12 protein-coding genes are annotated in these 14,564 nt (G+C 71.5%); 6 read left to right on the top strand and 6 right to left on the bottom strand.

The features are described 5' to 3' along the window. The first annotated feature begins 298 nt into the window (after positions 1-298). On the top strand, positions 299-1,213 hold the full coding sequence (locus tag AB0H37_RS06775; protein ID WP_360611797.1) for a LysR substrate-binding domain-containing protein: 915 nt from the start codon (positions 299-301) through the stop codon (positions 1,211-1,213). 253 nt (positions 1,214-1,466) lie between these two features. Here the strand turns inward: AB0H37_RS06775 and AB0H37_RS06780 are convergent, their stop codons facing one another. Then, on the bottom strand, positions 1,467-1,724 hold the full coding sequence (locus AB0H37_RS06780) for a hypothetical protein (protein ID WP_360611798.1): 258 nt from the start codon (positions 1,722-1,724) through the stop codon (positions 1,467-1,469). Between the two features lie 282 nt (positions 1,725-2,006). On the opposite strand from AB0H37_RS06780, the gene AB0H37_RS06785 reads away from it, so the two are divergent. Continuing rightward, a complete protein-coding gene (locus AB0H37_RS06785; RefSeq protein ID WP_179831829.1) occupies positions 2,007-2,186 on the top strand; it encodes a DUF1737 domain-containing protein in 180 nt (59 codons plus the stop codon). Positions 2,187-2,241: 55 nt separating this feature from the next. Here AB0H37_RS06785 and purL read toward each other — a convergent pair whose 3' ends face one another. The 4 genes from purL to purS form a co-directional block, all read right to left on the bottom strand. Then, entirely contained in the window at positions 2,242-4,536 is a 2,295-nt protein-coding gene (gene purL, locus AB0H37_RS06790; RefSeq protein ID WP_360611832.1) for a phosphoribosylformylglycinamidine synthase subunit PurL, read from the bottom strand. A gap of 1,091 nt (positions 4,537-5,627) precedes the next feature. Beyond that, positions 5,628-6,308, bottom strand: coding sequence for a phosphoribosylformylglycinamidine synthase subunit PurQ (gene purQ / locus AB0H37_RS06795; protein ID WP_179831828.1), 681 nt, complete (start codon positions 6,306-6,308; stop codon positions 5,628-5,630). Between the two features lie 101 nt (positions 6,309-6,409). Next, positions 6,410-6,850, bottom strand: a complete 441-nt coding sequence (locus AB0H37_RS06800; RefSeq protein ID WP_360611833.1) for an ATP-binding protein — start codon at positions 6,848-6,850, stop codon at positions 6,410-6,412. A 225-nt stretch (positions 6,851-7,075) separates the two neighbouring features. Next, entirely contained in the window at positions 7,076-7,318 is a 243-nt protein-coding gene (gene purS / locus AB0H37_RS06805) for a phosphoribosylformylglycinamidine synthase subunit PurS (RefSeq protein WP_089315160.1), read from the bottom strand. A 95-nt stretch (positions 7,319-7,413) separates the two neighbouring features. Between purS and AB0H37_RS06810 the strand changes: the two genes are divergently transcribed. From AB0H37_RS06810 to AB0H37_RS06825, 4 genes are all read left to right on the top strand, one after another. After that, on the top strand, positions 7,414-9,033 hold the full coding sequence (locus tag AB0H37_RS06810; RefSeq protein WP_179831826.1) for a hypothetical protein: 1,620 nt from the start codon (positions 7,414-7,416) through the stop codon (positions 9,031-9,033). A 246-nt stretch (positions 9,034-9,279) separates the two neighbouring features. Beyond that, positions 9,280-10,410: a pyruvate dehydrogenase (acetyl-transferring) E1 component subunit alpha gene (gene pdhA / locus AB0H37_RS06815; RefSeq protein ID WP_329096672.1), complete on the top strand. Its 1,131-nt coding sequence runs from the start codon at positions 9,280-9,282 to the stop codon at positions 10,408-10,410. Then, entirely contained in the window at positions 10,407-11,390 is a 984-nt protein-coding gene (locus tag AB0H37_RS06820; protein WP_179831824.1) for an alpha-ketoacid dehydrogenase subunit beta, read from the top strand. Before pdhA ends, AB0H37_RS06820 begins: the two co-directional genes overlap by 4 nt. A 5-nt stretch (positions 11,391-11,395) precedes the next feature. Next, positions 11,396-12,802 carry a dihydrolipoamide acetyltransferase family protein gene (locus AB0H37_RS06825; RefSeq protein WP_329096675.1) on the top strand — a complete coding sequence of 469 codons (1,407 nt, stop codon included), beginning with the start codon at positions 11,396-11,398 and terminating at the stop codon, positions 12,800-12,802. A gap of 38 nt (positions 12,803-12,840) precedes the next feature. On the opposite strand, the gene AB0H37_RS06830 is transcribed toward AB0H37_RS06825, so the two are convergent. Further along, positions 12,841-14,202, bottom strand: a complete 1,362-nt coding sequence (locus AB0H37_RS06830) for a hypothetical protein (RefSeq protein WP_360611799.1) — start codon at positions 14,200-14,202, stop codon at positions 12,841-12,843. Positions 14,203-14,564: the final 362 nt, after the last annotated feature.

A 14,564-nucleotide genomic window follows, 5' to 3' on the forward strand; every position in this document is an offset into this window, starting at 1 on the left:
TTGTGGTCCCTGGCGAGAATCGGCGTGCCCTTAGCGCCCACTACCAGTCGACCTCAGTATTCAGCCGACCGTAACGAGCGATCCGAGCAAGCTCGATCAGTGAGGGCGATAACCGCCGGCAGAGGTCGTGACCCGCATGCGCGGGTGGAGGAGACCGTGCGGTCGGCTCCAGCGGAGCGCGGCTCGTTCGCGCACGGCATGAGGGGTGTCCGGCGCCGGGTCGGCGAACTCTCCAGGCGCACGCCGCGATGTAGTCTCTGCGAGAAGGTCTCGCTGTTCGGCCTCAGAAGGCGGGGACGTGGAACTGCGCCAGCTCCGCTATTTCGTGGCCGTTTCCGAGGAACTCAATTTCGGTCGCGCCGCCGCCCGCGAGCACATCGTGCAGTCGGCCCTGAGCCAGCAGGTACAGCGGCTGGAGCGGGAGCTGGGCGTGCGTCTGCTGGAGCGCACCACGCACTATGTCGCGCTGACTCCCGCAGGAGCGGCGTTCCTGGTCGAGGCGCGGCAGATCCTCGCCCACGTGGAGCGCGCCGCCCAGGTCGCCCGTACCTCCCAGGGCATCTTGCCGACGTTGCGGGTGGGCATCATCGACGCCAGTTACGACTCGATGCCGCAGATCCTGCACGAGGCCCAGGCGCTCTACCCCGACCTGGTGATCCACCAGGTGGAGGTCGGCGTCCCCGAGCAGTACCAGCAACTCCTCGACGGGCGCCTGGACGTGGGCATCGGCCGCGCCGCCCTGGCGCCGCAGGGCGTCGCCTCGCACATGTTCCGCCGGGACCGTCTCGGAGTCCTGGTCCCCCGCGGGCACCGGTTCGCCGACCTGGACGCGGTGCCGGTCGAGGCCCTCGTCCGCGAACCGCTCCTGCTCGCCGAGGAGATGAAGGCCCCGGAGTTCAACCAGTTCACCGTCGAGATGTGCAGGGCCGCCGGCTTCACCCCGACGGTGTACCAGGGCACCGTCGACAGCATCCGTGCCGCCTCCGCCCTGGTCGCACAGGGCCGCTGCCTGTACTGCGTACCCTCCTCCTGCATCTCCGCGCTCCCCGGGACGATCTGGCGGCCGCTCAGCGAACCGGCCTCGTTCTACCCCTGGTCCATCCTGTGGCGCGCCGCCGACGACTCCGACCACGTGCGCGCCGTCGTCACCTGCGCCCGGAACATGTCCGAACGACTCGGCTGGCTGCCCGCGGCGGACCGAACGACCAGCTGAACGCCGACCGCCCCAGCCCGCGAACGGCGCCCCGCAGCCCGCCGCAACCACGGTCACGGAGCCGCCCACCCCTGCGACCTGAGGAGGTAGCGGGGCGACCGCGCCGGTCCGCGTGCCGTGGGTGCAGGACAAGCCGCCTTCACCCTGGTCGCAGCGTGCCGTATGGGAGAAAGAAAAGTGCGGCCCCCCCGGTGTCGGGAGGGCCGCTGCTTGTGGGCTCGACGCGGCGAGGCGTCGACCCCGAGAAGTCGGATCAGCCTTCTCGTACGGTCACCACGGCCGTGAACTTCCCGGTGAACTGGTGCATGTACACGTCCGGCTTGACGGTGTAACCGGGCACGATCGTGTACTTGCCGTCCGGCCCGAAGCAGGCGCCGGCCCTCTCCAGAGCGACCTTCTCGATCTCGGCCGCGTCCGTGCAGGTCGTGTTGACGACGAGAGTGCGGGCCGGGTCGATCAGGCGGATCAGCACGAGGAGCCAGTTGGCCAGCTTTTTGCGCACGGTGTACATCAGGTAACTCCCGACATGTTGGGTGGTGCGACCGCGAGGCCGCATCACCGATCTGGTTTGTGTTTCCGGAGAGGACAGTCCAGCCGAACCTGCTTCCGGCAAGCGCGGGGCGGCGGCAGAAGATCAGGCAGGGTGGCCGCCAGCAGGAGCGCAAGGGTTCGCCCCCTGCACGAGACGGTAGGAGCCGTCACGGCCGAGGGCGGCAGAACAGAGCGGCAGCGGCGGGCATCGCCGCTCGGCGCGGTCTCAGGCCTTGAGAACTCGGTCCTCTAGAGTCGGGGGATGGGTGAAAAGCGGGAGCTTCCGCGGTATCGGGTTCTTACCGGGCCTGATGACGAGACGTTCTGCCGGCGGGTCAGTGAAGCGCTCGACTTGGGCTATGAGCTGCATGGTTCCCCGTCGGTCACGTTCAACGGGGATCGCGTCATCGTCGCTCAGGCCCTCACTCGCCGGCCGGGCTAGCGGGTGACATGCGAAGGGCGCCCCCGGCGTGGGGGCGCCCTTCGCTTTGCCTGAGTCAGTCGGCGTAGGTGGGGAGCATGCGTTCGTGGGCCTCGCGAAGCTCGGAGAGGCCGATGCTGAACAGCTCCTGCTGGTCGCCTTCGGGGCCGCGGCCCGTCACGTGCAGGCTGTCGCCGCCTGCCACGCCGATCTGGCTGACCGGGACGCCCGCCGACTCGCACAGGGCCGCGAGGCGGGACTCGGCTCCCGGGCGGACGACGACCATGGCGCGGGCGACCGACTCGCTGAACAGCGAGACGAACGGGTCGCCGTGCAGGGTGATGCGGGCGCCGAGGCCGCCGCGCAGGCACGACTCCACCAGCGTCTGCGACAGGCCGCCGTCGGAGAGGTCGTGCACGGCGTTGACCAGGCCGTCGCGGACGGCCGCGACCATCACCGACGCCAGAGCCGCCTCGGCCTTCAGGTCGACCAGCGGCGGCAGGCCGCCCAGGTGGCCGTAGACGACGTGCGCCCATTCCGAGCCGCCGAACTCCTCGCGGGTCTCGCCGAGGAGGGCGATCGTGGCGCCGTCGGTGGTCAGCGACATGTTCACCCTGCGGCGCACGTCGTCGTGGACGCCGAGGACGCCGATGACCGGGGTCGGGTTGATCGGGGTGGTGCCCGTCTGGTTGTAGAAGCTGACGTTGCCGCCCGTCACCGGAATGCCGAGGTACTGGCAGCCGTCCGCCAGGCCCTCGACCGCCTGCGCGAACTGCCACATGACGCCCGGGTCCTCCGGGGAGCCGAAGTTCAGGCAGTTGGTGACGGCCAGGGGCCGTGCGCCGGTCGCGGCGACGTTGCGGAACGCCTCGGACAGCGCGAGCTGCGCGCCCGCGTACGGGTCGAGCCGGGCGTAGCGGCCGTTGCCGTCCAGGGACAGCGCGATGCCGAGGCCCGACTCGTCGTCGATGCGGACCACGCCGGCGTTCTCGGGCATCGCCATGACGGTGTTGCCCAGGACGTACCGGTCGTACTGGGAGGTCACCCACGTCTTGCCGGCGAGGTTCGGGGACCCGGCCAGCCAGAGGACGGTCCGGCGCAGCTCGTCGCCGTTGGACGGGCGGGTGAGCCGTCCCGGGGTGTCGGACTGCAGGGCGCCGAGGTCGTGCGGGGGCGCCAGCGGACGGTGGTAGACGGGGCCCTCGTCGGCCGCCGTGACCGGCGGGATGTCGACGATCGTCTCGCCCCGCCACGTCATGACCAGCCGGCGCGTGTCGGTGACCGTCCCGATCACGGTGGCCGGGATCTCCCAGCGCGCGCAGATCTCCATGAAGCGCTCGACCTTGGCGGGCTCGACCACCGCCATCATGCGCTCCTGCGACTCGCTCATGAGGATCTCCTCAGGGCGGAGCGTCTGGTCGCGGAGCGGGACGGTGTCGAGGTCGACGTGCATGCCGCCGGTGCCGGCCGCGGCCAGCTCCGTCGTCGCGCACGACACCCCGGCGGCGCCGAGGTCCTGGATGCCGACCACGAGGTCCTCGTGGAACAGCTCCAGGCAGCACTCGATGAGCAGCTTCTCCATGAACGGGTCGCCCACCTGGACCGACGGCCGCTTCTGGTGCGACTCCTCGTCGAAGGTGGCCGAGGCGAGCACGGACGCGCCGCCGATGCCGTCCGGGCCGGTCAGGGCGCCGAACAGGATCACCTGGTTGCCGGGGCCGGGGGCCACCGCGCGCTTGATGTCGTCGTGCTTCATCACGCCGACGCACAGGGCGTTCACGAGCGGGTTCTGCTCGTAGCAGGCGTCGAAGACCGTCTCGCCGCCGATGTTGGGCAGGCCGAGGGAGTTGCCGTAACCGCCCACGCCGGCGACGACGCCGGGCAGGACGCGCTGGGTGTCGGCGGCGTCGGCCGGGCCGAAGCGCAGCGAGTCCATGACGGCGATGGGACGCGCCCCCATCGACATGATGTCGCGGACGATCCCGCCGACGCCGGTCGCGGCGCCCTGGTACGGCTCGACGTAGGACGGGTGGTTGTGCGACTCCACCTTGAAGGTGACCGCCCAGCCCTGGCCGATGTCGACGACGCCGGCGTTCTCCCCCATGCCGACGAGGAGCTTGTCGGTCTTCGGGGCCTTGTCGCCGAACTGGCGCAGGTGCACCTTGGAGCTCTTGTAGGAGCAGTGCTCGCTCCACATGACCGAGTAGATCGCCAGCTCGGCCGAGGTGGGCCGGCGTCCGAGGATGTTGCGGACGCGCTGGTACTCCTCCTCGTTCATCCCGAGCTCGGCGTACGGCTGCGGACGCTCGGGGGACGCGGCGGCGACGGCGACCGTGTCCGTGCCCTGGTCGTAGAGCGCGGACGCCTCGATGGCGGGCTGCGGACCGGTGCCGCGCCCGAGGGCGGGCTGCGGCCCCGTTCCCCGTCCTACGGCGGGCTGGGGGCCCGTCCCGGAGCCGATGGCAGGCTGTGGGCCCGTGCCGCGCCCGACGGCGGGCTGGGGGCCGGTGCCCGAACCGACCGCGGGCAGCGGACCCGTTCCCGGGCCGACCCTGGGCAGCGGACCCGTTCCGGGGCCGACCCTGGGCAGCGGGCCCGTCCCTGGGCGGACGGCGGGCAGGGGCCCTGTGCCGAGGCCGACCGCGGGCTGGGGACCCGTGCCCCGTCCGATGGCGGGCATCGGGCCGGTGCCCGGGCGCACGGCGGGCTGCGGGCCCGTGCCGCGGCCGATGGCGGGCTGGGGGCCGGTACCGGTGCCCACGGCGGGCTGAGGGCCCGTCCCAGGGCCTACGGGGGGCTGCGGGCCGGTGCCGGGGCCCTGCGACAGCGGGCCCGTGTTCAGGTCGATGAGAGGCTGCGGGCCGGTGCCCGGGCGAACGGTCGGCTGCGGGCCGGTGCCGAACGCGGGCTGGGGACCCGTGCCGTGGCCTACGGGGGGCTGCGGGCCCGTGCCGGTGCCCACGGCGGGCTGCGGGCCGGTGCCGTGACCGACCGGCGGCTGCGGGCCGGTGCCATGACCGACCGTGGGCTGCGGGCCGGTGCCCGTGCCGCGGGTGGGCGGCGGCGGCGCGGCGAAGGGGCTCAGGTCGGGCACGGTGAGCGACGGGTCCGCGACGGTGGACGTGGGGTCGCCGCTAGAGCGCTCCTCTTCCAGGGCGCGCGCGAACTCCTGGTCGGACACCCCCTGGGACGCCGCAGGGCCCGGGGCGGGCTCCGCGTCGTTCAGCACCGGGATGGGCCCGGTGAAGGGCCCGGGAGCCGGTTCGGGGGCCGGGTCCTGGGAGCCGGGCTGGGAGGACGGCTGGTCCTCTTCGAGGATGGCCTTGAAACCCTGCGTCACAGCAGGGTTGATGGGCTGGAGCTCCGGGTCGTCCGCGTCGGACTTGAGCTCGCCGAGCCACTCCATCGAGGGCTCGTCCTCGTCTCGCATAGCCCTTCCGGAAGCGTGGGGCCGTTGCTCACTCATGCGTTGACCAGTCTCTTGACGATCGAGGTGAAGAAGCCGAGGCCGTCGGTGGACGGCCCGGTCAGCGACTCGACGGCGTGCTCGGGATGGGGCATGAGCCCGACCACGTTGCCGGCCTCGTTGCAGATCCCGGCGATGTCGTCCTGGGAGCCGTTCGGGTTCAGGTCGAGGTAGCGGGCGACGATGCGGCCGGAGTCGGCCAGTTCGATCAGCGTCTCCCGGTCGGCGGTGTAGCGGCCGTCCCGGTTCTTCACCGGGATCACCAGTTCCTGGCCCTCGTGGTACTCGGACGTCCAGGCGGTGTCACCGTTCTCGACGCGCAGCCGCTGGTCGCGGCAGACGAAGTGCAGCCCCGCGTTCGGGAGCAGCGCGCCGGGCAGCAGATGCGACTCGCACAGCACCTGGAACCCGTTGCAGATGCCGAGGACCGGCAGGCCGTCGCCGGCGGCGGCCACGACCTCGGACATCAGCGGCGCGAACCGGGCGATCGCCCCGGCCCGCAGGTAGTCCCCGTAGGAGAACCCGCCGGGCAGGACGACGGCGTCGACCCCCCGCAGGTCGCGGTCGCCGTGCCAGAGGGCGATCGGCTCCGCGCCGGCAAGCCGCACCGCGCGTGCGGCGTCCTTGTCGTCAAGGGAACCTGGGAAGGTGATGATCCCAACCCGGGCAGCGTCCATCTGTTCTGTTCCTCCGAAATGAGGTGCGGCCGAGACGATCGGGATCTCCTCCGCCGATCAACCCCGATGCGCGTCGCATTCCCCCGCGCGCAGGTCCCAATCTACCCGGCGTTGGGAATGAGGTTGCTTTCTAGGCGCCGTACCAGCGCCCCGTCCCTCCAGGTCAGGCGCTTTCGCAGGTGAACGACGGTACCCCGGTCGGGCGCGGAGTCGATGTCCAGGTCGTCCACCAGCGCGCGCATGAGCCTGATCCCGCGCCCCGACTCGCTCAGCGGCTCGGGTTCCGGCGGGGCGGACCGGAGCCCGCGGCCCCAGTCCACGATCTTGAACAGGCAGGTGCCGTCGTCCACGTGCCCGGTCACCTCGTAGTCGCCGTTCGCGCGGGCGTGCTCGATCACGTTCGTGCAGGCCTCGGAGATCGCGACCAGCAGGTCGTCGACGCAGTCCTCCGCGACGCCGAGCCCTCGCAGGGCGTCGCCCGTCACCCGCCGGACCACCGGGATGCTCAGCGCGTCGCGCGGCAGCGCGAGCGAGAACCGCATATCCACCCGGACACCTCGTGTCATGCTCCGGGCGTCCCGACCGTGCCCCCGGTCCCGGAGCGTGCTCGACGACTCAACGCAGCTAACACTTCCCCGGAGGAATCTTCCGTAACCGCCACAGTCGCGGTCCCGCCATTTGGAACGGGCCATGTCGCGGCCGGAAACCGAGCGCCGTTCTACCGCCGGTGCGGGCGGCGGGCCGGTATCGGCCACGCCCCCGGACGGTTACAGAACGTGAACCTCGTAGTTCTCGATGACCGGGTTCGCCAGCAGCGTCTCGGCGATCTTGCCGACCTTCTCCAGGGCCGCCTCGTCGGCGTCCCCCTCCAGCTCCACCTCGAACCGCTTGCCCTGCCGGACGGCCACGACCCCGTCGAACCCCATCTGCGGCAGCTTGCGGGCGATCGCCTGCCCCTGCGGGTCGAGGATCTCCGGCTTGAGCATGACGTCCACGACGACACGCGCCACGGTCGCCCCCTCACTGATCTGCGCTTTTGCTTACGATCCTGAAGCGTACGGCACCATGGCCCATCACGAGCCATCAGCACCCCCGGAGCCTGCCGATGAACATCGAGGACCTCACGCCCGTGGAGCGCCGCCTGTGGGAGGCGTTCCCCAAGGGCGAATCCATCGACCTGTCGTCCGGCGACCAGGCGATGGACGACATCACACGCTCCGACCGGTGGGGACGTGACCGGATGGTCAGGGCGGAGGTCCTCGTCGCGCTGCTCGTCGGCGCGGTGGAGGCCGAGCCCGGCCAGGTCGCCGCCGTGCGGCTCGGCGGCGCCCGCATCACCGGCTCGCTGAACCTCGGGCACGCCGAGGTCCACGTCCCGCTCGCGCTCACCGGCTGCGACTTCGACGAGGCGCCGCACCTGTACTGGGCGAGCATGAACAGCGTCCACCTGATGCGCTGCCGGCTGCCCGGCCTGATCGCCTCCGGCACGCGGGTGGACGGCCACCTGTGGCTGGAGGGCAGCCGCATCAACGGCGGCCTGTGGCTGGACGGTGCGAACATCACCGGCATCCTCAACATGTCGGGCGTGCACCTGTCCAACCCGGGCGGGGACGCGATGCTCGCCGACCGCCTCTCGGTCGAGGCGAACGTCTACTGCGATCAGGGGTTCGCCGCCAACGGCGAGGTCCGGCTGCCGGGGGCCCGCGTCGGCGGCCAGCTGATCTTCCGGGGCGCGCGGCTGTACAACCCGTCCGGCGCCGCCCTGTACGCCAGCCGCCTGGACGTGGCCGCGAACGTGTTCTGCGACGGCGGGTTCAGCGCCGAGGGGGAGGTCCGGCTGCGCGGCGCCCGCGTCGGCGGTTACCTGTCGTTCGTCGGCGCCCGCCTGTCCGCCCCCAAGCGGACCGCCCTGAACGCCGACGACCTGTCCGTCGAGACCGACATCTACTGCTCGGACGGGTTCACCGCCGTCGGCGCCGTCAGCTTCTCCGGAGCCCGCGTCACCGGGCAGCTCAGCCTGCGCGACGCCCGCCTGCTCCACGACGAGGGGACGGCACTCGGCCTGCAGCGCCTCCAGGCCGAGGAGCTGCTGATGCGCACCGCCGAGCCGATCAAGGGGACCGCCGACCTGTCCTACGCGCGCATCAACCTGCTGCGCGACGACGCCGCGTCCTGGCCGGAGCGCCTCCAGCTCGACGGCCTCCAGTACGAGACCCTCGAACCGCCGCTCACCGCCCGCGAGCGGCTGGCGTGGCTGCGCCGCGACACCGACGGCTACGCCCCGCAGCCCTACGAGCGGCTCGCGCAGACCTACCGCTCCCTCGGGCTGGACGCCGACGGCCGCTCCGTCCTGCTCGCCAAGGCACGGGACCGGCGCAGGACGCAGGGCGTCCCCCGGAAGATCGTCGGCTGGTTCCAGGACGGGCTGGTCGGCTACGGCTACCGCCCGTTCCGCGCCGCGAGCTGGCTGATCGGCCTGCTCGCCTTCGGGACGATCGTCTTCTCGATCCACCGGCCCGACGTCCTGGACGAGGGCCACAAGCCGCATTTCAACGCGTTCTTCTACACGCTCGACCTCCTCCTGCCGATCGGCAGCCTCGGCCAGGAGATGGAGTTCGCGCCCAAGGGCGTCTACCAGTGGATCGCCAACTTCATCGTCGCCGCGGGCCTGCTCCTCGGCCTGACGGTCGCGGCCGGGGCCACCCGCGCGCTCTCCCGGGAGTAGCGGGCGTCGGGGGCCGACGCCGGGAACGGCGGACGAAACGTGCGTCACGTCCGGGTCGCGGGGTAGGGCCGGGGGTAGGACCCCCGGTGGTGGGACTCGCATCGCGGTGGCGGGGGCTTGCATCGCAGGGTGTGATGTCTGCCACGATGGCCTTGCGGCTTTTGTCCCTTACCGGGGACGGGGCCGTTGGCATCGGCCGGCTACGCGGCGACCCCGCGTGACGGCCCCGAACGAGGAGTGTCATCGATGACGATCGACTCCGTGCGCGGCGCGCCCGACACCCCGAAGGTCGCCGAGCCCGAACTCGTCCAGCTGCTCACCCCCGAGGGCGAGCGGGTCGAGCATCCGGACTACCCCCTGGACCTCGGCGCCGAGGACGTGCGCGGCCTCTACCGCGACCTGGTGATCGTGCGGCGGATCGACCAGGAGGCCGTGGCGCTCACCCGGCAGGGCGAGCTCGGCCTCTGGGCGTCGCTGCTCGGGCAGGAGGCGGCGCAGATCGGCTCCGGGCGGGCGGCGTCCGCCAACGACATGGTCTTCCCGACGTACCGCGAGCACGGCGTCGCCTGGTGCCGGGACGTGGAGCCGCTGAAGCTGCTCGGCATGTTCCGGGGCATCAACCACGGCGGGTGGGACCCGAAGGAGCACGGCTTCCACCTGTACACCGTCGTGATCGGCAGCCAGACGCTGCACGCGACCGGGTACGCGATGGGCATCCAGCGGGACGGAGTGCTCGGGACCCCGTCGGCGGGCGCCACGATCGCCTACTTCGGGGACGGGGCGACGTCCCAGGGCGACGTGAACGAATCCTTCGTGTTCGCCTCGGTCTTCAACGCGCCGATCGTGTTCTTCTGCCAGAACAACCAGTGGGCCATCTCCGAGCCCCTCGAACGGCAGTCCAGGATCCCCCTCTACAAGCGTGCGCAGGGTTTCGGTTTCCCGGGCATCCGCGTGGACGGCAACGACGTGTTCGCTTGCCTGGCCGTCACCAGGAAGGCCCTGGAGAACGCCAGGACGGGTCAGGGCCCCACTCTCGTGGAGGCGTACACGTACCGGATGGGCGCCCACACCACGACCGACGACCCCACGCGCTACCGGCTCAAGGCCGAGGAGGAGGCGTGGAAGCTCAAGGACCCGATCGAGCGCGTCAAGGCGTATCTGGTGCGCGGCGACCTGGCGGACGCCGGGTTCTTCCAGAAGGTGGAGGACGAGGCCAAGCAGATCACCAGGGAGCTGCGTGAGGCGTGCCTGGCGCTGCCCGACCCGGAGCCGCTGTCGATGTTCGACCACGTGTACGGGGACGAGCACCCGCTGATGACCGAGGAGCAGGAGCAGTTCGCCGCCTACCTGGCGTCGTTCGAGGAGGAGGCGAAGTGAGCACCCTGACCCTCGGCAAGGCCCTCAACGAGGGCCTGCGCAAGGCCATGGAGGACGATCCGAAGGTCCTGGTGATGGGCGAGGACGTCGGCAAGCTCGGCGGCGTCTTCCGCATCACCGACGGCCTCCAGAAGGACTTCGGCGAGGAGCGGGTCATCGACACCCCGCTGGCGGAGTCCGGCATCGTCGGGACGGCGATCGGGCTGGCGCTGCGCGGCTACCGTCCCGTGGTGGAGATCCAGTTCGACGGGTTCGTGTTCCCCGCCGCCGACCAGATCATCACGCAGCTGGCGAAGATGCGGATGCGCTCGCTCGGCGCGCTGGAGCTGCCGGTCGTCGTCCGGATCCCGTGCGGCGGCGGCATCGGCGCGGTGGAGCACCACTCCGAGTCGCCCGAGGCGTACTTCACGCACACCGCCGGCCTGCGCGTGGTGGCGTGCTCGAACCCGCTGGACGCCTACTCGATGATCCAGCAGTCGATCGCCTCCCCCGACCCGGTGATCTTCTTCGAGCCCAAGCGCCGCTACTGGGACAAGGCGGAGGTCGACACCGACTCGGACGCGACCGGCTGGACACCGCTGCACCGGGCCGCGGTCGTGCGGCCGGGCGAGCACGCGACGCTGCTGGCCTACGGGCCGGCGGTGAAGACGTGCCTGGAGGCCGCCGGGGCCGCCGCCGAGGAGGGGCGGGAGCTGGAGGTCATCGACCTGCGCTCGCTGAACCCGCTCGACATCGGCACGGTGACCGACTCGGTGAACCGGACGGGACGCTGCGTCGTCGTCCACGAGGCCCCGGTCTTCAACGGGTACGGCGCCGAGCTGGCCGCCCGGATCACCGAGAAGTGCTTCTACCGGCTGGAGTCGCCGGTGCTACGCGTCGGTGGGTTCTCCACCCCGTACCCGCCGTCCCGCATCGAGGACCATTACCTGCCCGACCTCGACCGCATCCTGGACGCGGTCGACCGGACCTTCGCGTGGTGACGCCGGTGAGCCAGCCCAAACTGTTCAAACTGCCGGATGTGGGCGAGGGCCTGACGGAGGCCGAGATCGTCAAGTGGCACGTCCAGCCCGGCGACACCGTCGAGGTGAACCAGACCATCGTCGAGATCGAGACGGCGAAGGCGATCGTGGAGCTGCCCTGCCCGTTCGAGGGCGTGGTGACCGAACTGATGGTCACCGAGGGGCAGACCGTGGACGTCGGGGTCCCGATCATCGCGGTGGACGCCGGCGGCGAGGGCGGCGTGGCGACACCGGTGTCCGAGCCCCCGGCGCAGGCGGCCGCGCTCCGCGAGGAGGGCGTCCCGACCGTCAACGAGCCGGGCATGGTGTCGCCGCAGGAGCCGCCGAAGCGCACGCCCGTCCTGGTCGGCTACGGCGTGAAGGAGGGGACGACCAGGCGCCGTCCCCGCAGGCCGGCCAACGGCGCGGCGCCCGCGGCTCCGGCCGTGCCCGCACCCGCGCCCGTCCCGCAGGCGCCCGCGGCCCGCCCGAGCCCTGCCGGGAACGGGCTGCCGCTGGCCAAGCCGCCCGTCCGCAAGATGGCCAGGGATCTCGGGGTGGACCTGGCGTCCATCACGGGGTCGGGTCCGCAGGGATCGATCACGCGCGAGGACGTCCTCGCCGCGCAGTCCGGGGCCCCGTCGCACGCTCACACGGCTCCCGCCGCGGCGGTCCAGGCGGGCCCGCGCGAGGAGCGGATCCCCGTCAAGGGCGTCCGCAAGGCGACCGCGGCGGCGATGTCCGGGTCGGCGTTCACCGCACCGCACGTCACCGAGTTCCTCCAGGTGGACGTGACACCGGCGATGGAGACCGTCAAGCGGCTCCGTGAGCTGCCCGAGTTCGCGGACGTGAAGGTGTCGCCGCTGCTGCTGGTGGCGCGCGCGCTGCTCACCGCGGTAGCGCGCAACCCGATGGTGAACTCCACGTGGGCGGACGGCCCGGACGGCGCAGAGATCGTCGTCAAGCGCTACGTGAACCTGGGGATCGCGGCGGCCACCGACCGCGGCCTCATCGTCCCCAAGGTCAAGGACGCGCACGAGCTCGACCTGCCGGGCCTCGCTCGCGCTCTGAACGAGCTGGCGGCGAAGGCCCGCGCGGGCAAGGCGTCCCCCGCCGACCTGTCCGACGGAACGATCACGATCACGAACGTCGGCGTGTTCGGGGTGGACTCCGGGACCCCGATCCTCACCCCGGGCGAGGCCGCGATCCTGGCGTTCGGCCAGATCCGGGACATGCCGTGGGTCCACGAGGGCGAGCTCGCGATCCGCAAGGTGACCACCCTGGCGCTCTCGTTCGACCACCGCATCGTGGACGGCGAGCTGGGCTCCCGCGTCCTGCGCGACGTCGGGGACATGCTGGAAGACCCGATCCGCATGCTCGCCTGGAGCCGCTGACGGTTCCGTGGGGGCCGGCCCAGAGCCGGCCCCCACGCTCAGGAGACGGGAACCTTCTCGACCTTGCCGAACGGTCCGGCGTCAAAGGTCACGTACGTGACGTCGCCGGGCGGGGCGGGAAGGTAGACGAAGCCTCGAACGGGCTCGCTGACCGCGGTACGGAACACTGCCCGTCCAGCGTCGACGTAGTTGGTCGGACGGCCTGGCGTGGGAGGGCCGACACGAACGGCGCGGTAGACGTCCTTCTGGCCCGGCACCTGGATCGAGAACGCCCCGAACACGCCGCCCGGGTAGCTCGGGTTCGGATAGGACGCGTCCGGCGGCGTGGTCCCGGGGCCCTCGTTCACGATGTCGAACACGGCGACGATGTAGGCACCGTCCCGGTAGAAGGGCTTGACCTCAAGGCGCCTCTTGGCGGCGCCAAAGGGAGCCGTGCGTGACGCGACCTTCTGACCGTCCTGCGCCCGGAAAGAGGCCGGCCGGCCGGAGCCCGGCGCGGTCGACTTGAGCTGGTAGGTGATGTCGACACCGTCACCGTCCTGCTTGCCGTTGGCCGTGTAGGTGAATCCGGCGCCGAGCTTGGTCTTCACCTCGCTCAGGACGGCCTGGGCCCGCTCCCCGGACAGTTTCGCGTCGCCGGCATGTCCCTCGAACGTCAGCGCACCCGCCGCCTTCGTCTTGATCTGCTGAGCGACCTCGTCGAGGACGGCCTTTCCCTGGCTCGACAGTTTGCCCGAATTACTTTCGAACAGGCCGTCGCTGCGCAGGCTGACCGTAACGCTCGATCCGCCGGACGAGACGGTCCGCTTCTCCCCCTCGACGATGTCGTACAGGTCGACGGGGTTCCCACCCGGCACGGTCGTCGAGGGCGAACCCGACGGGGAGGTCGTGATCGGGGACGGGGCACCCGCCAGGAACGGCTCGGCTCCGACCTCCGGCTCGGCCCCGACCGAAGGGGTAGACGACGCCGAGGGGGACGACGGGACCGACCCGCCAGGCGGCGCGGACGAGAGGGACGGTGTCGCCGTCGCGGACGGCGTGCCAGACGCGGCGACCACCGGGATCCCGGTGAACTCTCCGCCCGTGCCGGGTGTGATCGCGGTGACCTTCTGAACGGTCGCCGGAATCAGCGGGTAGTCGGCCGTCATCTCCCGGGTCGTGCCGGGCGCGAAGCCGGAGCCGCTGGTGGTGCCCGTCGGCTTGTAGAGCCGGCGCCCGGCCGTGTCCAGCAGCGCGACCTCGAACGGCACCGACTTCACCGACGAGTCCAGCGACGTCACGCTGTAGCGCAGCACCGACTTGGCGGCCTGCCGCTCGACGCCCCTGATGGCCACGCGCGCATGCAGCCCGTCCGCACCGCCGAACCACCCCTCCTTGGCGAACGCTCCCGGAGGCTCCACGGTGGGACGGGCCCCACCCGCACGGACCGTCGGAGGAGCGACCTTCTCAGCCCGGTCGGCATCGGCACATCCGGCGACGACCAGCAGTCCAGCAACAGAGACGGCGAGGGGCAGCGCACGCATCGTTCATCCGGTCGAGAGGAGACGGGCGAGGGACCCGGGCAACAGTAGTCAACCGCGACACCCCCCGCCATAACCCCCGCAAGGCCCACCATCCCGCGCCATCTCGCACAGAAGCCGAGTCGGGGGAGCCGCTCGTCCAGCCGGTACACGGCACCGCCGAGGAGCCCGAGTCGGTTGCAGAGGTTCGGGACGATCTCGGGTCCGAACGGCGGGAGTCTCGGCACACCCGGGCAACCGGA

It is taken from the genome of Actinomadura sp. NPDC023710 (assembly GCF_040639875.1).
GTDB lineage: Bacteria > Actinomycetota > Actinomycetes > Streptosporangiales > Streptosporangiaceae > Spirillospora > Spirillospora citrea.